Raw genomic sequence first — 19735 nt, forward strand, 5'->3', positions numbered from 1 at the left:
CTCCTAGTTGAGGTACTGACAGGTGGAGCGGGGGATGAAGACGCCGTGTCCGGCGTGCCCGGTGTACTCCCGCTCGGTGATGACGGGAACGCCGCGCGAGAGCACCGTCTCGACACGGCCGGTGACGCGCTTGCCCTCGTAGGCCGAGTAGTCGACGTTCATGTGATGCGTACCGGCCGACATCACCTGCTCGGCGTGCGGGTCGTAGATCACGACGTCGGCGTCGGCGCCCGGCGCGATGGTGCCCTTCTTCGGGTACATGCCGAACATCCGGGCCGGGGTGGCGCAGGCGATCTCGATCCAGCGGCGGCGCGTGATGTGCCCGTCGAGGACGGCCTGGTGGAGCAGGTCCATGCGGTTCTCCACGCCGGGCAGCCCGTTGGGGATCCTGGAGAAGTCGCCGCGGCCGAGTTCCTTCTGCCCGGCGAAGCAGAAGGGGCAGTGGTCGGTGGAGACGACCTGGAGGTCGTTGGTGCGCAGGCCCTTCCACAGCGCCGCCTGGTGCTCGCGGGGCCGCAGCGGCGTGGAGCAGACGTACTTCGCGCCTTCGAAGCCGGGTTCGGCGAGGTTGTCGGTCGACAGGAACAGATACTGCGGGCAGGTCTCGCCGAAGACGTTCAGACCCTCGTCGCGCGCCCGGGTCAGCTCGGCGACCGCCTCCGCGGCCGAGACGTGCACGACGTACAGGGGCGCTCCCGCGACCTGGGCCAGCCTGATGGCGCGGTGGGTGGCCTCGGCCTCCAGCAGGGCCTTGCGCACCTCGCCGTGATACCGGGGGTCGGTCTCCCCGCGGGCCAGTGCCTGCTGCACGAGGACGTCGATGGCGATGCCGTTCTCCGCGTGCATCATGATCAGCCCGCCGTTGTCGGCGGATCGCTGCATGGCGCGCAGGATCTGGCCGTCGTCGCTGTAGAAGACGCCCGGATACGCCATGAACTGCTTGAAGGAGGTCACCCCCTCCTCGACCAGCAGGTCCATCTCCTTGAGCGTCTCGTCGTGCACATCGGAGACGATCATGTGGAAGCCGTAGTCGACGGCGCAGTTCCCCTCGGCCTTGGCGTGCCAGGCGTCCAGCCCTTCGCGCAGGCTGTGGCCGACGCTCTGCACCGCGAAGTCGACGATCGTCGTGGTGCCGCCCCAGGCCGCGGCCCGGGTGCCGGTCTCGAAGGTGTCGGAGGCGAAGGTGCCGCCGAACGGCAGCTCCATGTGGGTATGGGCGTCGACGCCGCCCGGGATGACGTACTTCCCGGTGGCGTCGAGCACCCTCTCGGCCGTCCAGGCCTCGGCGGCCGGGGTGCCGGAGGCGGCGAGGGCGGCGAATCGGCCGTCCTCGATCAGGACGTCGGCGTGCATCTCGTCGGACGCGGTGACGACGAGGCCACCGCGGATCACGGTACGGCTCATGCTCCCTCTCCTGCCGTGACGGTTGCTTTCAGGGCGCGGTCAGCGGGGTGTACGTGCCCGGCGCCCGGTCGCGGTAGAACTGCCAGCGGTCGCGGACCTCGCGCAGCTTGGCCATGTCCAGGTCCCGCACGACCAGTTCGCTCTCCTTGTCGCTCGCCACCTCGCCGACGAACTGGGCCTCGGGGTCCACGAAGTACGAGGTGCCGTAGAAGTCGTTGTCGCCGTACTCCTCGACGCCGACCCGGTTGATCGCGCCGACGAAGTACTCGTTGGCGACGGCCGCCGCCGGCTGCTCCAGCTGCCACAGGTAGCCGGAGAGTCCGCGCGAGGTGGCCGAGGGGTTGAAGACGATCTCGGCGCCCGCGAGGCCGAGCGCCCGCCAGCCCTCCGGGAAGTGGCGGTCGTAGCAGATGTAGACGCCGACCTTGCCGACGGCCGTGTCGAAGACCGGCCAGCCGCTGCTGCCGGGCCGGAAGTAGAACTTCTCCCAGAAGCCGCGCACCTGCGGGATGTGTGTCTTGCGGTACTTGCCGAGGTAGGAGCCGTCCGCGTCGATCACCGCGGCGGTGTTGTACAGCACGCCGGGCTGCTCCTCCTCGTACATCGGCAGCACGAGGACGATGCCCAGCTCGCGGGCGAGCGCCTGGAACCGCCGCACGATCGGGCCGTCCGGGATCCGCTCGGCGTACTCGTAGAAGGCAGGGTCCTGCACCTGGCAGAAGTACGGTCCGTAGAACAGCTCCTGGAAACACAGGATCCCGGCGCCCTGGGCGGCGGCGTCGCGCACCGCCTGCTCGTGCACCCGGATCATCGACTCCTTGTCGCCGGTCCATGACGTCTGGAAGACGGCGGCGCGGATCACTCGGCTCATCGGGACCTCCGGTCGCTCCGGTAGCTCGGTGTCCGGTGAGCCTAGGAAGTCCGTTTGCCGTCGTTGAGTTGCACCGTGTCACGTCCGCGAGGGCGCGGCGTGCCACCGTGTCACCCTGGTGCGGGTCCATGTTTCACCGCCGTCATCGCAGGTCGTCGCATGTTTCACCCCTGTTGCGCGTCGTGTGCGAGGAGCGCGATGTGCACCGACGCGGCCTGCTCGAAGTCGTCGAGGTCGACGCCGAGGCGGGCCTGTATCGCCTCCAGACGGCGGTAGAGCGCGGGCCGTGAGACATGGTGGAGCTGCGCGGTGCGGGACTTGTTGCGGCCGGTCGCGAGATACGTCCGCAGCACGGCGAGCAGGGCGCCCGCCTCGTCGTCCCGTGCGCACAGCAGCCCGTCCAGCTCCCGCTCCGCGAAGGACTGCACCTGCGGGTCGTCCCGCAGCAGCCGGATCAGGCCCCGCAGATGAACGTCCCTCAGGCGGACGACGGCGGGAAGGTCGAGGACGGCCGGGGAGCCGGCCACGGCGTCCGCGACGTGCAGCGCCTCGCGCAGGCCCGCGGGGACCTCGTCCCAGGCGGCGCGCGGGTCCGCCGCGGCGACGACGACGGGCCGTGACGTGGACCGCAGCCGTGCCGCGAAGTGGGCGGTGAGCGCCTCGGCGTCCTGGTCCGGAGCGAGGCTGAGCAGCACCGCGGTGGCCCCGCCGGCGAGTTCCGCGGCGATCCCGGGCAGCCCCAGCAGGCGCATCACCCGGTCCGGCCGGCCGGATTCCCGCTCCCGCACGACCAGCGGGACGAAGGTGCGCCGGTTGACCGGCAGCCCGGCCGCCCGTGCCCTGGGCAGCAACTGCCGTGCCGGTACGACGCCACCGATCAGGTCCGTCAGCAGGCTCTGCGCCGACTGCTCCTCCCAGCTGCCCGAGGAGCCGCCGAGCATGCGGTGCAGCACGATGGCCTCGGCGGCCCGGTCGGCGAGCAGCCGCCCGGTCGCGGTGTCGCCCCGGTAGCCGCACAGCATGATGCGTCCCCACCGCTCCCCGCGCCCGCCCAGCTCGGCGCGGATCCAGCCGTCGCCCTCGCTGCCGCCGGCCTGGCGGGCGATGCGCTCCCAGTCGCGCAGCACGTCGTCGACGGCGGGACGCTCCCCCGCCGTGGCGAGGACGCGGTGAGCGAGGTTGGTCACGACGACGGGACAGGCGCTGTGCCGGGCCACCTCGTCGAGCAGGCGTTGCAGCGGGGCGCCGGAGGTGATCAGGGCGGTGAGTTCGGTGCGAACCTCCTCGGAGAGGCTGACCGCGGCGAACTTGCGCCTGACCAGCCGGGACTGGACCTCCTCGGTGAGCTGGGCGAAGGGGAAGGGGCGGTGCAGGACGACCATGGGCAGCCCGCAGCGCTCGGCGACCCGCCGCATCGGGTCCGGCGCGGCGGGGAAGGCGCGGCCGAGGCCGAGCACGAGGGCCGCCGCCTCCGCCCGGTGCAGCGACCTCACGTACTCGGCCTGCTTGTCCGCGTCACCGGCGAGCAGGACGCCGGTGGTGAGGACCATCTCCCCGCCGCTGAGCATCACGCCGACGTCGGCGGCCTCGGCGACGTGCACCCAGCGCACCGGCCGGTCCAGCTGGCCCGCGCCGGCCACCACTTCCGGCTCCCCGGCGAGCACCCGCTCCAGCGTGAGGACCTGCCGGACCGACAGGGCCGGTTCGAGGGTCTCCCAGGAATCCGGGGTGGTGGTCATGGCGGCGATCCCTTGCTTCGCTCGTGCTAGCCGATGCTCCTCAGGGCCCGTTCGAGGACGGCGGCGCCCTCCTCGGCCTCGGCGACGGTCAGGGACATCGGCGGGGCGATGCGCAGGGCGCTGGTGTTGTGCCCGCCGCCCTTGCCGATGAGCAGCCCGCCCGCGCGGGCCGCCTCCAGCACGGCGGACGCGGCCTGCGGATCGGCCTCGTCGGTGCCCGGCCGGGCCACCTCGATGCCGATCATCAGCCCGCGCCCGCGCACCTCCCGCACGGCCGGCACCTGCGCGGCGACGGCCCGCAGCCGCTCGATCAGCAGTCCGCCGACCCTGCGGGCGTTGCCCTGGAGGTCGTGCTCCAGCAGGTAGGTGAGGTTGGCCAGGCCCGCGGCCATGGTGATCTGGGTGCCGCCGAAGGTGGAGATGCTGTGCGAGTCGAGGCAGTTCATGATCCCGGCGCGGGCGACGACCCCGCCGATGGACATGCCGTTGCCGATGCCCTTGGCGAAGGTGAGCATGTCCGGGGGACCACTGCGGCCGTGCGCCTGCCAGCCCCAGAAGTGCTCGCCGGTGCGGCCCCAGCCGGTCTGCACCTCGTCGGCGATCCAGAGGATCCCGCGCTCGGCAAGCACCTCGCGGAAGGCGGCGTACAGCCCGTCCGGCGGGGCGGTGAAGCCCCCGACGCCCTGGACGGGCTCGGCGATCAGCGCGGCGGGCGGGCGGGTGTGGCCGAGCAGGTCGGTCAGGTCCTCGACGCAGGCCGCGATGAACTCGTCGTCGCTCAGGCTCGCGTAGGGTCCGCGGGTGCGGACGCCTCCGTGCACGTACAGCGTCTGCAGCGGGGACAGGGAGGTCGGCGACCAGCCGCGGTTGCCGGTGATGCCCACGGCGCTGAAGGAGCGGCCGTGGTAGCTGTTGCGCATCGCCAGGATCGTGTTGCTGCGGCGGTAGGCCGTGGCCAGCAGCAGGGCGGTGTCGTTGGCCTCCGTGCCGGAGGTGGTGAAGAAGACGCGGGCGTCCGGGATACCGCTCAACTGGGCGATACGCTCGGCGAGTTCGACCATCGGCCGGTTGAGGTACAGGGTGGAGGAGTGGATGATCCGTCCGGCCTGCTCGCTCACCGCCTTGGTCACCTCGGGCAGGGCGTGCGCGGTCATCGTGGTCAGGATGCCGCCGAAGAAGTCGAGGTAGCGGTTCCCGGCGGCGTCCCAGACGTGCCGGCCCTCTCCGTGGGTGATCTCGATCGGCTCCTCGTAGTAGAGCGCGAGCCAGTCGGGGAGCACGGCCCGATGGCGTCCCAGCAGGTCCTTGGTCACGGCTGCACCAGCCCTTCGTAGGCGTCGGGGCGGCGGTCGCGGTAGAAGGCCCACTGCTGCCGCACCTCTTCGATGACGTCGAAGTCGAGGTCGCGCACGACGAGTTCCTCGGCCTTGTCGCTGGCGGCCTCCCCCACGAACTGCCCCCGCGGGTCGACGAAGTAGCTCGTTCCGTAGAAGTCGTTGTCGCCGTACTCCTCGACGCCGACCCGGTTGATGGCGGCGACGAAGTACTCGTTGGCGACGGCCGCCGCCGGCTGCTCCAGCCGCCACAGGTAGGACGACAGGCCGCGGTGCGTGGCGGACGGATTGTACACCAGCTGGGCTCCGTTCAGGCCGAGTTGGCGCCAGCCCTCCGGGAAGTGCCGGTCGTAGCAGATGTAGACGCCCACCTTTCCCACTGCGGTGTCGAAGACGGGCCAGCCGAGGTTGCCGGGCTTGAAGTAGTACTTCTCCCAGAAGCCCCGCACCTGCGGGATGTGGTGCTTGCGGTACTTGCCGAGGTAGCTGCCGTCGGCGTCGATCACCGCGGCGGTGTTGTAGTAGAAGCCGGACTGCTCGATCTCGAACACCGGCACGACGATCACCATGCCGGTCTCGCGCGCCAGTTCCCGCATACGGCGCACGGTCGGCCCGTCCGGCACCGGCTCGGCCCAGCGGTAGTGCTCCGGCTCCTGGACCTGGCAGAAGTAGGGGGCGTTGAAGACCTCCTGGAACCCGATGACCTTGGCGCCCTGCCGGGCCGCCTCGCGGGCGTGCTCCTCGTGTTTCGCCACCATGGACTCGGTGTCGCCGGTCCAGGTGGCCTGGACCAGAGCGGCACGGACGACGTTCGCCATGAGCTGCTCCTTCGCGGGGCGTCAGCGCCTCTACGCCCGTAGAGCAGGACGTAGAGGCACGAACGTATGCCCAGGCGGAGGACTTGCCAAGACCATCGTCGTCAACCCCGGGTTTCGGGGCTGTTTCACACTCCTGTGGGTGAGCGGCGCGCGAGGGCTCTCGGGGCCGCGGACATGTGCGCCGGCCGGTTTCCCGCGTCTGCCGCCGGTCGTTCCCGCCCCCGGGGGCTCGGCACCGCCGGCCGCCTGCGTCCGGTCCCGCACCGGGACGAGCGGCGGTGCGGCGCGCCGTTCAGGAGCGGCGGGCGGCCTCGCCGACGTCCTCGTGCACATGGGCCATCAGCTCACCCATCTCACGGACGACAGGGAGGGGGTCGTCGGGGCTCTCGGCCACGTGCCGCAGCCAGGAGGTGGTCGCCAGGGCGAGGCGGACCGCCTCCTCCTCACGGCCGTCTGCCAGCAGGTCCTCGATCCGGGCGGCCACGGTGCCGAGGGTCTCGTCCGTGGTGTCGGGGGGAAGGTAGTCGCGCAGGCCGCCGGGATACGGGTCCTGGGCCCGGGACGCCCGCAGCGCGTCCAGCACCGCGCCCTCGTCGCTGTAGCGGTCGAGGTGCCCCATGAGCACGTACATCCGCGCGATCAGTCTGGGGCGACCGGGGTGGCGGTCGAGCCATGCCATCAGTTCTCGCTGCCCCCCGAGGTGATCGATGATCGTGGTCAGCGTCTCTCGCGCCTTGGTGGGCATGTCGGCGCCGTGGGGGAGGAGCTGCGCCACCTCGTCGGCGAGCCTCGCCTCGTCCTCGGGGCCGAGCGTGCCGGCGGTGAATCCCCCGGCCAGCATGCTGTCCAGCCCGAACCTGTCCGGCCCGGGCCGGGCGTGGGCCCGCCGGGGGGAGCCGTGCCGCCGGTGCAGGAGTTCACCGATGCTCTTGGTCAACGGCATGTCGCGCACGGAACCTCCACAAGCTGCTGTCGAGCCCTCTCGGCAGGGTGGACGCGCCGCGGGCCACTCCACCGACCGAGACGGTGGCGCTCGGCGAGCACCTCCCGCGGACACCACCACCCTGCGGCCGTTCCGCGCCGTGCGCGCCCCCGGTGACCCGGACGGGCGACGACGTCGGCGCCGCCCGGCTCACCACCCCCGGGGGCCGGCGTGTCCGCCGCCGGACGCCTCCGGCCCCCCGAGGTGCCCGGACCGGACCGTGTGCGCCCTGCGGACGTCCCCGCCGGCACCGCTCCCCTACGGCCGGACGCGGCCCGCGTGGCCGGCGGCGGCGCCGCGGGCGGCGAGCATCTCGTCACGCACGTCCGCCGGCGTGCTCAGGCGGTGAGCCCGGCAACCCTCAGGGCGTGCACCAGGTCCCCGTGCCGCTCGGCGGAGGCCGCGCGCGCGGCCTCCAGCAGGAGGGGCACCAGGGTCTCCGGCTCGGCGCCGGCACTGCGCGCGGCCTCGTCGGGGGTGCGGACGCGGACGTACGCGCCGAGCAGCGCGCGCACCTCGCGGTGTCGGCCCTCGTGGGCCAACCCCAGCACGGCCAGGCCGATCTCGCCCGGCGGCCGCGCCACGCCCTGTCGCAGGAGCCGCGCCCCGTCGGCGTCCCGGCCCGCCGCGACCAGCGCGTCCGCCGCGGCGACCAGCCGGCGCACGGGCAGCGAGGCTGCCTCCCACAGCAACGTCGCCCAGTCGGCACCGAGCCCGGCGCGTTCGAGTTCGTCGGCGACCAGCGGGAAGCGGGCGGCGGACCCGTACGCGGCCTCGGCCAGCAGCACGTGCGCCTCCCCCGTGCGGCCCTCGCCCCGCAGCCGCGCCAGCGTCTCGGCCATCCCCGCGGCCTCCCGCCGCGCCGATCCGTCCACCGCCTCGAGCGGCGGCTCAGCCGTCGCGGCGGGCTCGGCTGCCGCTCCCGCGAAACGGGCTCCTCGCGGGGAGCGTCCGGTGGCGGGGGCCGGGGCGGGCAGTCCCTGGACGGCACCCGGGGGTACGACGGCGGGGGCGGCGCCCTCCTCCGTCATGCCTGCGAAACGGGCACTGCCCCGACGACGCCTGCGCTGTTCCCGCGGCCCCCTCCCCCGGCCCTCCCGGCCCTCCCGGCCGTCCCTCGCGGCCGAGTCGGCGGCACCGGGGCCGGGAGCCGCACCGGGATCGGGGACGGCCTCCCCGGAGCCACCGCCGGGATCCAGGAGCGCTCCCCCGGCCTCGCGTCCGTCCGCCGCCCGTCGGTCCAAGTCAGCAATCCTCCGGCGGAGTTCGGCGCACCGTGCGGTCGCCCGGCCGTGGTCGTCGCGGGCCCACGCCAGGTCCAGGCGGACGGCGTCCGCGTCGGCCCGGCCGGCGGCCGTGGGCAGTGACCGGGCCAGCTCCGCGAGCCGTGCGGCGGCGTACCGCTGTTCATGGAGCATGGCGTCGAGCCGGTCCACGAGGGCGTCGCGGCCGCCTGGCCGGGTGTCGTACGCGAGGAGCGCGGCGGCGTGCAGCGCGCGGGCCCACCGCAGTTCGGCGGCGGCGGCCTCGGAGCCGTGCTCCGCGGCGAGATCCTGCAGGAGCGCCTCGACCACGTCCCAGGGTGGCACCTCGCGTCCGTCGAGGCAGGCCCGCATGCCCTCCGGATCGCGCTGCCAGAACACCGCGCACCACCCGGCACCGTTGTCCAGCCTCGCCAGCAGGCCGGTCAGGTGGTTCGCGAACTCCCGCACACGGGCTGGTAGTTGTTCCGCCGCCATGGCGCGACCCCCGTAAGGAGCGAAGCATTCCGCGCCGTAGACAACACCAGTCGTGTTACGGCGCCGCTACGGGGAGTTTTCCGGCGGCGACCTCAGACCCCCACCGGCGCGCACGCACCGGCCAGTTCGTCCATCGACAGGCCGAGCGCGCGGGCGAGGGCCGCCACGGTGAAGAAGGCCGGCGTCGGGGCGCGGCCGGTCTCGATCTTGCGGAGGGTCTCCGCGGAGATGCCGGCGGCGGCCGCGACCTCGGCCATGCTGCGGCCGCCGCGCGCCTCGCGCAGCAGCTGCCCGAGCCGCTCGCCGCGTTCACGCTCTTCGGGGGTGAGGGGGGTGCGCACCATGAAGCCATTCTAATACCGGTATGGTAATTGGCGCGCTGGGGCTCAGGACAGACAGGTCGATCGAGGCGACGACGCGATCGTGCGCGGCATCCCGTCCCCTGCCGGCTGCGCGACGGCGCCCAGGTCTGCCTCGGCGGCGGCACCGAGCGGGACGGCCGGGAGGGCGGCTCGGCGCTGAGCGCCGTCGCCTGCCGCCTCCGCCCGGCCGACGTGCGCCTCGTGGGCACCGTCGAGCACGCCCTCACGGCGGCATCGAGGCGGCGGTGTGGGCGACCGCGTCGGCGACATGGCCCACGCCGTCGGCACGGGCTGCCACCGGACCGGCGACGCAATCCCGGACGGCTTCGGCGGCCACGGCATCGGCCGCCGTATGCGCGAAGCCCCTCGGCTCCGGACGAAGGCCGCCCCGGAAAGGGCCCGCGCCCGCGCAAGAGCACGGTGCCGGCCATCGAGCCCATGCTCGTCGCGAGCGGCCGGGACGACTACCACGCGAACCCCGACGGACGGCCCCCGCGCGCGAACGACGGCCGCCGCGCGGCCCACACGTAACACACCGTGGCGATCACGGACGCGGGGTCCCGCGTCCTCACGGCCGGGCGACACCCTGAAAGGGGCGCGGAGGACCGGGCGACCTGCCACTCAGACCCGCAGCCGCCGGTCAAGGGACGCTCCCCGGGCCGCGGGCTCCACATGCCACCCGCCCCCGATCGTGCCAGGGTGTTGAGCAGCGCACCCCACGCACAGCCGCGCAGCGCACGGGAGCCCGTGCACACCGGTACGCCGACCAGCGAAACGGAACTGTGATGACCAGCGGCTTCCCCGGCCCGGAGGGCATGAACCCGGACCCGTTCGGAGAATTCCTGGCCCGCTTCTTCGGCGGACCTCGTCCGGGTCCCCGCCAGATCGACATCGGCCGGCTGCTCAGTCAGCCGGCCCGGGACATGGTGCGCGGCGCCGCCCAGTACGCCGCCGAGCACGGCAGCCGGGACCTGGACACCCAGCACCTGCTGCGCGCGGCCCTGGCCAGCGAACCGACCCGCAGCCTGCTCAGCCGCGCCGGCGCGGACCCCGACAGCCTGGCCTCGGAGATCGACGAGCGCTCGGGCCCGGTCCAGCACCCGCAGAACGAGGCCCCGCCGCCCACCTCCCTCTCACTCACCCCGGCCGTCAAGCGCGCCCTGCTGGACGCGCACGACCTGGCCCGCGCGAGCGGCACCGGCTACATCAGCCCCGAGCACGTGCTCAGCGCCCTCGCCGCCAACCCGGACTCCGCCGCCGGGCACATCCTGAACGCGGCCCGCTTCGCCCCCACCGGCATGCCGCCCGAGGCCCCGGACACCGCGCAGGCCCGCCCCGAGCAGCCCCGGTCCACGGCCACGCCGACCGTCGACAAGTACGGTCGCGATCTCACCGAACTGGCCCGTCAGGGCCGTATCGACCCCGTGATCGGACGGGACGAGGAGATCGAGCAGACCATCGAGGTGCTCTCCCGGCGCGGCAAGAACAACCCCGTGCTCATCGGTGACGCGGGCGTCGGCAAGACGGCGATCGTGGAGGGGCTGGCGCAGCGGATCACCGACGGCGACGTGCCCGACGTGCTGATCGGGCGGCGGGTGGTCGCCCTCGACCTGCCCGGCGTGGTCGCGGGAACGCGTTACCGGGGCGACTTCGAGGAGCGGCTCAACACCATCGTGGGCGAGATCCGCGCCAACTCCGACCGCCTGATCGTCTTCATCGACGAGCTGCACACCGTCGTCGGCGCGGGCGGCGGCGGTGAGGGCGGCTCCATGGACGCGGGCAACATCCTCAAGCCCGCCCTGTCCCGCGGAGAACTGCACATCGTCGGCGCGACGACGCTGGAGGAGTACCGCCGGATCGAGAAGGACGCGGCCCTCGCCCGCCGCTTCCAGCCGATTTTGGTCCCCGAGCCGACTCCCGCGGACGCGATCGAGATCCTGCGGGGCCTGCGCGACCGCTACGAGGCCCACCACCAGGTCCGTTACACGGACGAGGCCCTGGTCGCCGCCGTCGAGCTGTCCGACCGGTATCTCACCGACCGGCGGCTGCCCGACAAGGCCATCGACCTCATCGACCAGGCGGGCGCGCGGGTGCGGCTGCGCGCCCGTACCAAGGGCACGGACGTGCGGGCCATGGAGCGGGAGGCCGAGCAACTGGCCCGGGACAAGGACCAGGCGGTCGCCGCCGAGCAGTACGAGCAGGCCACGAGGCTGCGGGACCGGATCATGGAGCTGAGGCAACGGATCTCGCAGGCCTCCGGCGGCGACCAGGCCGACGAGGGGCAGAACCTGGAGGTCACCACCGAGGCCGTTGCCGAGGTGGTGTCCCGGCAGACCGGCATCCCGGTGAGCAGGCTGACCGAGGAGGAGAAGGAACGGCTGCTGGGCCTGGAGGAACACCTGCACGAGCGAGTCGTCGGCCAGGACGAGGCCGTCCGGGTGGTCTCCGAGGCGGTGATGCGCTCCCGCGCCGGGCTGGCCAGTCCCGACCGGCCGATCGGCAGCTTCCTGTTCCTCGGCCCGACCGGGGTCGGCAAGACGGAACTGGCCCGCGCGCTGGCCGAGGCGCTGTTCGGCAGCGAGGAGCGGATGGTACGGCTCGACATGAGCGAGTACCAGGAACGGCACACCGTCAGCCGGCTGGTGGGCGCGCCACCCGGGTACGTCGGCCACGAGGAGGCCGGCCAGCTCACCGAGGTGGTGCGGCGGCACCCGTACTCGCTGCTGCTGCTCGACGAGGTGGAGAAGGCGCACCCGGACGTCTTCAACATCCTTCTCCAGGTCCTCGACGACGGCCGGCTGACCGACTCCCAGGGCCGCACGGTCGACTTCACCAACACGGTGATCGTGATGACCAGCAACCTCGGTTCCGAGGCGATCACCCGGCGCGGGGCCGGCATCGGTTTCGGCGCGGGCGGCGCCGACGCGGACGAGGAGGCCCGCCGCGAGCAGATCCTGCGGCCGCTGCGCGAGCACTTCAGGCCCGAGTTCCTGAACCGGATCGACGAGATCGTCTTCTTCCGCCAGCTCACGCCGGACCAGCTGCACCGCATCACCAACCTGCTGCTGGAGCGCACCCGCCGGCTGATGCACGCGCAGGGCATCACGGTCGAGTTCTCCGACCCGGCCGTCGATCTCCTGGCCCGGCGGGGCTACGAGCCGGAGTACGGCGCCCGCCCGCTGCGCCGCACCATTCAGCGCGAGGTCGACAACCAGCTCTCCCGCCTCCTCCTCGACGGCCGGGTCAAGGACGGCGACCGGGTGCGGGTCGACGAGGAGGACGGCAGGCTGACGTTCGGTACCGAGGGCGCGGCCGGCTAGGCCTCACCGCACCGGCCGCACCACCATCGCGGACCCGCCGCCGCGCCGGGTGGTCTCGGCCGCGGCCAGCCACTTGCCGTTCGGCAGCCGCTGCACGCCCGTGGTCGCGCCGATCTCCGGGTTGGGGCGGAAGGAGTGGCCGATGTCCTGCAACCGCTTGCGCAGCGCGCTGTCGTCGTACAAACCGGGCTCCAGCTCGGTCTGCGCGGCGTTGCGCTGACTGGCCCGGGGCGCGGCGATCGCGTCGACCAGCGGCAGCCCCCGGTCGAGGAACCCGGTCAGTGTCTGCAGCACGGTGGTGATGATGGTGGCGCCGCCGGGCGAGCCGAGCGCGACGACCGGCCTGCCGTGCCCGTCCAGCACGATCGTCGGCGACATCGACGAGCGCGGCCGCTTGCCGGGACCGGGCAGATTGGGGTCGTGCACCGCCGGGTTGGCGGGGGTGAAGGAGAAGTCCGTCAGCTCGTTGTTGAGCAGGAAGCCGCGGCCCGGGACGGTGATGCCGCTGCCGCCGGTCTGCTCGATGGTGAGCGTGTAGGAGACGACGTTGCCCCACCGGTCCGCCGTGGTGAGGTGGGTGGTGCTGTCGCCCTCGTAGGTCGTCGGCGCGGCCGTGCCACCCGTGGCGCAGGCCGCCGGATTGCGCGGGTCGCCCGGCGCGACCGGGCTGGTCAGCACCGCGTCGTCCTTGATCAGACAGGCGCGCGAGTCGGCGTAGCGCTGCGAGAGCAACTCCCTGGCCGGCACGTCCTCGAAGGCGGGGTCGCCGACCCAGCGCCCCCGGTCGGCGAAGGCGATCCGGCTCGCCTCGATGAGGCGGTGCAGATACTGGGCCTCGCTCGTCCGCTTCCTCGACAGGTCGGTCAGCTCCAGCATGTTGAGCGCCTCGCCGACGGTGGTACCGCCCGAGGAGGAGGGCGCCATCGAGTAGACCTCAAGGCCCCGGTACGTGATCCGGGAGGGCGCCTGCTTCTTCGTGCGGTAGGCGGCCAGGTCCTTCAGCGACAGGTCTCCGGGGCGGGCGTGGTAGCCCGAGTCGGGGTCCACCGGGGGTTCGTTGACGGTGTCGACGATGTCCTTGGCCAGCTTGCCCCGGTACAGCGCGCCGACGCCCTTGCGGCCCAGTTCCTCGTAGGTGGCGGCCAGGTCGCCGTTGGTGAGGGTGGAGCCGACGACGGGCAGTTCGCCGCCGGGCAGGAAGAGCTTCGCGGTGTCCGGGAAGTTCCGGAACCGGGCTTCGTTGGACGCGGTCTGGGCGCGGAAGGTGGCGTCGACGGTGAAGCCGTCGCGGGCCAGCCGTTCGGCGGGCTCCAGGAGGGTGCGCAGCGGTTTGCTGCCCCAGCTCCGCAGCGCCGTCCCCCAGGTCGCGGGGGTGCCGGGGGTGCCGACGCCCAGTCCGCTCGTGACGGCCTCGGCGAAGGGGACGGGCTTGCCGTTCTCCACGAAGAGGTTCTCGTCGGCACTCAGCGGTGCCGTCTCGCGACCGTCGATCGTGTGCACGGTACGGGACTTGGCGTCGTAGAAGACGAAGTAGCCGCCTCCGCCCAGACCGGCGGAGTAGGGCTCGGTGACGCCCAGGGCGGCGGCGGTGGCCACGGCCGCGTCGACGGCGTTGCCGCCCTTTCTCAGTACCTCGATGCCGGCGGCGGAGGCGTCCGCGTCGACGCTCGACACCGCGCCGCCGTGACCGACGGCGACGGGGACCTTCTCCACCGGTGCCGTCCGGGGAGCCGGGGGCGCCGCGGCCCCCACCGACACCACGGCGGCCGACACCGCCAGAACCGACAGCTTCCGCACGACAGGGCGACGCATCCGCACCTCCAGTCAGGGACCGTCCGCGCAGCCTAATTCATGGGCATGCCCGCGTCAGGAGCGCGCGCATGCCCCTCCCCCACCACTCGAACACGGTTTCCCCGCGCCCGCTACCATGCGCGCCCATGACTGACGACGTGCGCAACATCGTCCTCGGCGTGATCGCCGCCGGCCTCAGCGCCGCGATCGGCTGGCTGGCCCGCACCTATCTCTGGAAGCGCAGACTCCGCCGCAAGCAGGCGTTCTTCGGGCTGCCCGACAACTCGGAGTCGCTGCTGGTGGTGAACCGCGGCGCGGGCGGGCCGGAGTTGTCGGTGATGCGCTTCGACGTGTTCGCGCTCCTCGAGCTGGCCGCGCTGATCAAGGACTGCAACGCCTACGCCCAGATCGTCCCGCACGACACGGCACGCCAGGGCTTCGGCGAGCGCACGGAGTTCTGTGTGGGCGGCCCGGCGTCCAACCGCCGTATGGCGGCGCACCTCGCGTCCCTGCTGCCCGGTGTGCGGGTGAACGTCGACGCCGAGCCCGGACCGGACCGCGGCGCCTTCCAGATCGGCTCCGAGCGGTACCGCGTGGAGCCCGGCAGGGAGGAGCACGTGCTCCTCGCCCGGCTGACCGTGGATCAGGCCCCGGGCACGCGGCCCGTCTTCCTCTTCTGCGGCCAGACCGCGATCACCAACCAGGCCGCCACCCGCTATCTCGCCCGCAACCACGAGCGCCTGGCCCGCAAGCACGGCAACCACACCTTCGTGCTGCTGCTGAAGGTGGTGAACTCGCAGGCCTACGGCCCGGACGTGGTCGAGCTGGTCGCGGACGTGACCCGGGCGGCCCAGGCGCCGGCTCCCGCGGCCACCTCTTCCCGTGCCTCGCATCGCGCGTCGTAGGGTGCTGCGCGTTTCAATGATTGTTACTTTCACGTAACTTACCGACGGGTTACCTGCGGTAAGCAGCTGAGGTTACCGTCGGGTCACTTTGCACTTGGACGAGTGAGGAGTGACCCATGGGACTCCATCGCAAGGCCCTGCGTACGACTGCCGTGGGCGCCGTCTCCGCGACCCTGGTCGCCGGAAGCGCCCTCGGGCTCGCCCCCGCCGCCCAGGCGGCCCCGAACAACGTCCGCTTCGTCGACATCACCGGCGACGGCGGCACGATCCTGAAAGCGAACGTCGTCACGCCCGCGGGCGCCGGCTCCGGCCGCCACCCGCTGCTGGTGCTGCCGACGAGCTGGGCCACGCCGCAGATCGAGTACCTCGCACAGGCCCACAAGCTCGCCGACGCGGGCTACGTCGTCGTCACGTACAACACCCGCGGCTTCTGGCAGTCCGGCGGCCACATAGAGGTCGCCGGGCCGCCCGACATGGCCGACGCGTCCAAGGTCATCGACTGGGCGCTCGCCCACACCCCCTCCGACGCCGGGCGGATCGGCATGGCGGGCGTCTCCTACGGCGCCGGCATCAGCCTGCTCGCCGCCGCGCACGACAAGCGGATCAGGGCCGTCGCCGCGCTCAGCGGCTGGGCCGACCTGATCGGCTCGATCTACTCCGGCCGCACCCAGCACTCCCAGGCCGCCGCCCTGCTGCGGGGCACCGGGCAGATCACCGGGCGGCCCAGCGCCGAACTCCAGCAGGTGTTCGACGACTTCTTCGCCTCCAACCTGGAGAAGGAGCCGGAGCTGATCGCCTGGGGGAAGAAACGTTCCCCTGCCGCCTTCTTCAACCGGATCAACGACAACGGCGCCGCGATCATGCTGGCCAACGCCTGGGGAGACACCATCTTCCCGCCCAACCAATACGCGGACTTCTACGAGAAGCTCACCGTCCCCAAGAGACTCGCCCTGCGCCCCGGCGACCACGCGACCGCGGAGGCCACCGGACTGCTGGGCCTGCCCAACGACGTGTGGACCGACACCGAGCGCTGGTTCGACCACCACCTCCGGGGCGTGGACAACGGCGTCGACCGCGAGCAGCCGGTCCGCCTCAAGGCCCGTACGGGCGGCGGCTACGAGGGCTACCCGGACTGGAAGTCGGTCGCCGCGACCAGCCGGAAGATCGACCTCGCCGGCTCGGCCACGATCCGAACGAACGTCAACTCGGGAGCGGACGGCGGAGTCGTCCTCCTGTCCAGCATCCTCGACCAGATCGCCCAGTTGCCCCCGACGGCCTCGATCCCCCTGCTGCCACGCCGCTGGGCCGCCGTGTGGCAGTCCGGGAAGTACGCCACCCCCCAGCGAGTGCGGGGCACGGCGAAGCTGCACACGACCCTCACTGCGACCGAGGGGAGCGGAACCCTCGTCGCCCACCTCTACGACGTGGGCCCGCTCGGCCTCGGCAAGCTGGTCAGCCACGCGCCGTACACCTTCCACGGGCGCACGCCCGGAAAGCCCTTCGGCGTCGACCTGGAGCTGTTCTCCACGGCCTACGACGTCCCGGCAGGGCACCGGCTCGCCCTGGTCGTCGACACGGTCGACCCGCTCTACATCGAGCACAACCCGTCCGGCGCGCGGCTGACCTTCTCCTCACCGGCGAACGACCCGTCGTACGTGTCGATTCCGCTGCGCGAGCAGTGATCTCCGGCCGCTGCCGGACGGGCCTGGCTCGGGGTGCCGCTGCCCCTGCGGCCGAACGACCGCGGGGGGAGCACCCATCACGGGGCTGAACGGCACATCGTAGTCGAGACCGGGGCGCGACGAGTCTGCCGGCCATGAGCCGCGGGACCCGGGGCGCGAGGCAGTACGGGGTGAAGGGCCCCCCGCACACGCCGGGCGCGATCGCGGCCTTCGAAAGGCCGCGTTCGATGGCGTTCGCACACGGTGAACGCGGACAAGGCGCGGGGCACACGCTCGCTGGGCGGATCGACGGCCATGCTCTCCCCCACTCAACTCTCGGCCGTGTCGTGGCTGCCGCAAAGTATCCAGGCGGGCGAGGAGTTGACACCCGACACGCCCTCTCGGGCATTAGCCGTATTTACCGCATTTGCCAGCGATTGCCCCATCCGGCTCAGGACTCGGCGACCTCCGCGTACAGCTGGGAGAGCTCGGGCACACCGCTGGCGGCCCACTCCTGGCCCGCCGCCACGACATCGAACTCCCGCCCGGAATCGAGCCGCACCACCGGCTGACCGTCCGGCCAGATCTCCCAGGCCGCGCCGGGGACCGTGCGCACGATCACCGTGCCCAGGTACAGACCGGCGTCGTTGCCCAGCCAGGGCAGGATCTCCTCGTCGTCCCGCCAGCGCGGCAGCAGCTGGTCGAGCGCCTCCAACGAGTCCACGGTGTCGTCGAGTTGGACGCCCACCCGGCCCGCCTGGGAACGGAGGAGCTCGCACTCGGCCAGGAGTTCGGCGATGCCCTCGGGGTCGAAGACCCCGGGCCTCCGGCGTCGGTGGCCCAGGAAAGGGATGTTCATACCTCCAGCCTGTCATTCGCACCCGCGTGCGCACCACAGGCGCGCGGACGGCCGTATCCGGTCGTCCGGGCGGTTTCACACCGTGTTCGCGCACGGTCCGTTGACCCACCACCGCCCTCTCCCTAGCTTCAGGATCATGGCTTCACCCATGTCCCGTCGCGGCGCAGAGCAGGAGGGTCGCTCGGTACGCCGAGGTGTCCGGGGGTTCGCGGTCGTCCTCGTACTGATCGCCTCCGTGCTTCCGGTGGCGTCGGCGCAGGCCGAGCACGACGACCGGGCGGCGCCGCTGCCGCTGGAGCGGCTGTTCGACAACACCGCCGTGAGCGACGCCGGCAACCCCGCCGCGGCCGACTTCGACGGCGCGGGAGCCTCCCTGTCCGCCGAGGACCTCACGGCCGCCGGCTGGACCCCGGGCCGGGCGCTCACCGTCCAGGGCGCCACACTGACCTGGCCGGACCGGGTCGCGGGCCTGCCCGACAACGTGCGGGCGAACGGCCAGAGCGTGGCAGTGGCCGGCCAGGGCGACGCACTCGCGTTCCTGGTCGCGAGCACGTCAGGCGCCGACCTCACCGCCTCCGGCACGGTCACCTACGCCGACGGCACTGTCTCCTCCTACGCGCTCACCGCCCCCGACTGGCGGCGCGGCGCGCTCGCCACCAAGGCGGTGGCGCTGCCGCACGTGAACACGCCCTCCGGCCCGCTCGCCGAGAAGGCGCGGCTGTACGTCGTGACCGTGCCGGCCGACGCGGCACGGTCCGTCGCCTCGGTGCAGCTGCCCCTCGCCCCCGACCTGCATGTCTTCGCCCTGTCGGTGCGCGCCGCCACGACCGGCTGGACGGGCGCCTGGGCCGCGGCGACCTCCGGCTATCCGGCCGTGGGCCCGTGGACCGACCGAACGCTGCGGCTGGTGGTCCACACGTCGGTGGGCGGGCCCGGGGTGCGGCTGCGGTTCGACAACACCTTCGCCGCGGCGCCGGTACGGATCGGCGCCGCGACGGTGGCCGTGCAGGAGACGGGCGCCGCGGCCCAGGCGACGCCGGTGCGGCTGACCTTCGGCGGGGCGGCGGACGCCGAGATTCCGGCAGGGGCACAGGCGTACAGCGATCCGCTCGCCTCCGACGTGCCCGCCGGTGCCGATCTGCTGGTCAGCTTCCATCTGCCCGGCCCGGTCGCGGCGGCGCCCGTGCACCGCCTCGCACAGCAGCGGTCGTACCTGAGCGAACCCGGTGACCACACCGCCGACGGCGCGGCCACCGCGTACACCGGCGTCCTGACGAACTGGCCGCTGCTGACCGGTGTGGACGTGGCCGGCGGTCCGGGGTCGGTGGTGGTGATCGGCGACTCGATCACCGACGGCGACAGGTCGACCGTGGACGCCAACCGGCGCTGGCCCGACGTGCTGGCGGGGCGGCTGCGGGCGCAGAGCGCGGTGCCGCGGTACGGCGTGCTCAACCAGGGCATCGCGGGCAACAGCGTGATCGCCGACCGCTATCCCGGCGACGGGGTCTCCACGGACTCGGCCGGGGTGAGCGCGCTGCACCGGCTGGACCGGGACGTGCACGCCCAGACCTCGGTGCGCGCGGCGATCGTCCTGGAGGGCATCAACGACCTGCTGGCGGGCCGGAGCGCGCGGACGCTGACAGCGGGGCTGGAGGAGATCGCCGACCGGGCGCACGCGCGCGGGCTGCGGGTGCTGGTGGCCACCCTCCTGCCGTGCGGCGGCGAACCCCGCTGCACCGCCGCCCTGGAGACCGAGCGGACCGCGGCGAACGCCTGGATCCGGCAGAACGACGTCTTCGACGGCGTGCTCGACTTCGACGCCGCGGTACGGGACCCGGCGCAGCCGTCGCGGATGCTGCCGGCGTACGACAGCGGCGACCACCTGCATCCGGGCGACGCGGGGCTGGCGGCGATGGCCGAGTCGGTGGATCTGACACTGCTGTGACGCAC

15 protein-coding genes are annotated in these 19735 nt (G+C 72.8%); 4 read left to right on the forward strand and 11 right to left on the reverse strand.

What is annotated here, in order from left to right; genetic code table 11:
- Positions 1-3 precede the first annotated feature (3 nt).
- The 9 genes from hydA to ACGF8A_RS21200 all read right to left on the reverse strand — a co-directional run bounded on the left by hydA (position 4) and on the right by ACGF8A_RS21200 (position 9468).
- Complete coding sequence (gene hydA, locus ACGF8A_RS21160) at positions 4-1404, reverse strand: dihydropyrimidinase (RefSeq protein WP_393110327.1); 1401 nt, start codon at positions 1402-1404, stop codon at positions 4-6.
- A 28-nt stretch (positions 1405-1432) separates the two neighbouring features.
- Positions 1433-2275 (reverse strand): nitrilase-related carbon-nitrogen hydrolase, encoded by an 843-nt coding sequence (locus tag ACGF8A_RS21165; RefSeq protein ID WP_393110329.1) that lies wholly within the window; start codon positions 2273-2275, stop codon positions 1433-1435.
- A 164-nt stretch (positions 2276-2439) separates the two neighbouring features.
- Positions 2440-4014: a PucR family transcriptional regulator gene (locus ACGF8A_RS21170; protein ID WP_393110331.1), complete on the reverse strand. Its 1575-nt coding sequence runs from the start codon at positions 4012-4014 to the stop codon at positions 2440-2442.
- Between the two features lie 26 nt (positions 4015-4040).
- Entirely contained in the window at positions 4041-5327 is a 1287-nt protein-coding gene (locus ACGF8A_RS21175) for an aspartate aminotransferase family protein (RefSeq protein WP_393110333.1), read from the reverse strand.
- Positions 5324-6166, reverse strand: a complete 843-nt coding sequence (locus ACGF8A_RS21180; protein WP_393110335.1) for a nitrilase-related carbon-nitrogen hydrolase — start codon at positions 6164-6166, stop codon at positions 5324-5326. Before ACGF8A_RS21180 ends, ACGF8A_RS21175 begins: the two co-directional genes overlap by 4 nt.
- Before the next feature lie 292 nt (positions 6167-6458).
- Positions 6459-7109, reverse strand: a complete 651-nt coding sequence (locus tag ACGF8A_RS21185) for a hypothetical protein (protein WP_393110337.1) — start codon at positions 7107-7109, stop codon at positions 6459-6461.
- A gap of 377 nt (positions 7110-7486) precedes the next feature.
- Complete coding sequence (locus ACGF8A_RS21190; RefSeq protein ID WP_393110339.1) at positions 7487-8887, reverse strand: hypothetical protein; 1401 nt, start codon at positions 8885-8887, stop codon at positions 7487-7489.
- Positions 8888-8979: 92 nt separating this feature from the next.
- Positions 8980-9231, reverse strand: a complete 252-nt coding sequence (locus ACGF8A_RS21195; protein ID WP_393110341.1) for a helix-turn-helix domain-containing protein — start codon at positions 9229-9231, stop codon at positions 8980-8982.
- Between the two features lie 42 nt (positions 9232-9273).
- The gene (locus ACGF8A_RS21200; protein WP_393110343.1) at positions 9274-9468 is read right to left on the reverse strand and encodes a hypothetical protein; all 195 of its coding nucleotides are present in this window, start codon (positions 9466-9468) and stop codon (positions 9274-9276) included.
- A gap of 566 nt (positions 9469-10034) precedes the next feature.
- Here ACGF8A_RS21200 and ACGF8A_RS21205 point away from each other — a divergent pair.
- Complete coding sequence (locus ACGF8A_RS21205; RefSeq protein WP_393110345.1) at positions 10035-12569, forward strand: ATP-dependent Clp protease ATP-binding subunit; 2535 nt, start codon at positions 10035-10037, stop codon at positions 12567-12569.
- A 3-nt stretch (positions 12570-12572) separates the two neighbouring features.
- Here ACGF8A_RS21205 and ggt read toward each other — a convergent pair whose 3' ends face one another.
- Complete coding sequence (gene ggt / locus ACGF8A_RS21210) at positions 12573-14381, reverse strand: gamma-glutamyltransferase (protein WP_393110347.1); 1809 nt, start codon at positions 14379-14381, stop codon at positions 12573-12575.
- A gap of 125 nt (positions 14382-14506) precedes the next feature.
- Between ggt and ACGF8A_RS21215 the strand changes: the two genes are divergently transcribed.
- Entirely contained in the window at positions 14507-15265 is a 759-nt protein-coding gene (locus tag ACGF8A_RS21215) for a hypothetical protein (RefSeq protein WP_393110349.1), read from the forward strand.
- Between the two features lie 116 nt (positions 15266-15381).
- The gene (locus ACGF8A_RS21220; RefSeq protein ID WP_393110351.1) at positions 15382-16947 is read left to right on the forward strand and encodes an alpha/beta fold hydrolase; all 1566 of its coding nucleotides are present in this window, start codon (positions 15382-15384) and stop codon (positions 16945-16947) included.
- Positions 16948-17377: 430 nt separating this feature from the next.
- On the opposite strand, the gene ACGF8A_RS21225 is transcribed toward ACGF8A_RS21220, so the two are convergent.
- The gene (locus ACGF8A_RS21225) at positions 17378-17785 is read right to left on the reverse strand and encodes a DUF6278 family protein (protein WP_393110353.1); all 408 of its coding nucleotides are present in this window, start codon (positions 17783-17785) and stop codon (positions 17378-17380) included.
- A gap of 136 nt (positions 17786-17921) precedes the next feature.
- On the opposite strand from ACGF8A_RS21225, the gene ACGF8A_RS21230 reads away from it, so the two are divergent.
- Positions 17922-19730, forward strand: coding sequence for a GDSL-type esterase/lipase family protein (locus tag ACGF8A_RS21230; protein ID WP_393110355.1), 1809 nt, complete (start codon positions 17922-17924; stop codon positions 19728-19730).
- Positions 19731-19735: the final 5 nt, after the last annotated feature.

This window comes from Streptomyces sp. NPDC047706, from assembly GCF_043204795.1.
In the GTDB taxonomy this organism is placed as follows: Bacteria; Actinomycetota; Actinomycetes; order Streptomycetales; family Streptomycetaceae; genus Streptomyces.

Bases quoted from the DNA above. Each gene is read 5' to 3' on its own strand.
- ACGF8A_RS21180 (WP_393110335.1), bottom strand. From the start codon at position 6,166: ATGGCGAACGTCGTCCGTGCCGCTCTGGTCCAGGCCACCTGGACCGGC.
- ACGF8A_RS21165 (WP_393110329.1), bottom strand. From the start codon at position 2,275: ATGAGCCGAGTGATCCGCGCCGCCGTCTTCCAGACGTCATGGACCGGC.
- ACGF8A_RS21195 (WP_393110341.1), bottom strand. From the start codon at position 9,231: ATGGTGCGCACCCCCCTCACCCCCGAAGAGCGTGAACGCGGCGAGCGG.
- hydA (WP_393110327.1), bottom strand. From the start codon at position 1,404: ATGAGCCGTACCGTGATCCGCGGTGGCCTCGTCGTCACCGCGTCCGAC.
- ACGF8A_RS21215 (WP_393110349.1), top strand. From the start codon at position 14,507: ATGACTGACGACGTGCGCAACATCGTCCTCGGCGTGATCGCCGCCGGC.
- ACGF8A_RS21230 (WP_393110355.1), top strand. From the start codon at position 17,922: ATGGCTTCACCCATGTCCCGTCGCGGCGCAGAGCAGGAGGGTCGCTCG.
- ACGF8A_RS21185 (WP_393110337.1), bottom strand. From the start codon at position 7,109: ATGCCGTTGACCAAGAGCATCGGTGAACTCCTGCACCGGCGGCACGGC.
- ACGF8A_RS21225 (WP_393110353.1), bottom strand. From the start codon at position 17,785: ATGAACATCCCTTTCCTGGGCCACCGACGCCGGAGGCCCGGGGTCTTC.
- ggt (WP_393110347.1), bottom strand. From the start codon at position 14,381: ATGCGTCGCCCTGTCGTGCGGAAGCTGTCGGTTCTGGCGGTGTCGGCC.
- ACGF8A_RS21170 (WP_393110331.1), bottom strand. From the start codon at position 4,014: ATGACCACCACCCCGGATTCCTGGGAGACCCTCGAACCGGCCCTGTCG.
- ACGF8A_RS21220 (WP_393110351.1), top strand. From the start codon at position 15,382: ATGGGACTCCATCGCAAGGCCCTGCGTACGACTGCCGTGGGCGCCGTC.
- ACGF8A_RS21205 (WP_393110345.1), top strand. From the start codon at position 10,035: ATGACCAGCGGCTTCCCCGGCCCGGAGGGCATGAACCCGGACCCGTTC.
- ACGF8A_RS21190 (WP_393110339.1), bottom strand. From the start codon at position 8,887: ATGGCGGCGGAACAACTACCAGCCCGTGTGCGGGAGTTCGCGAACCAC.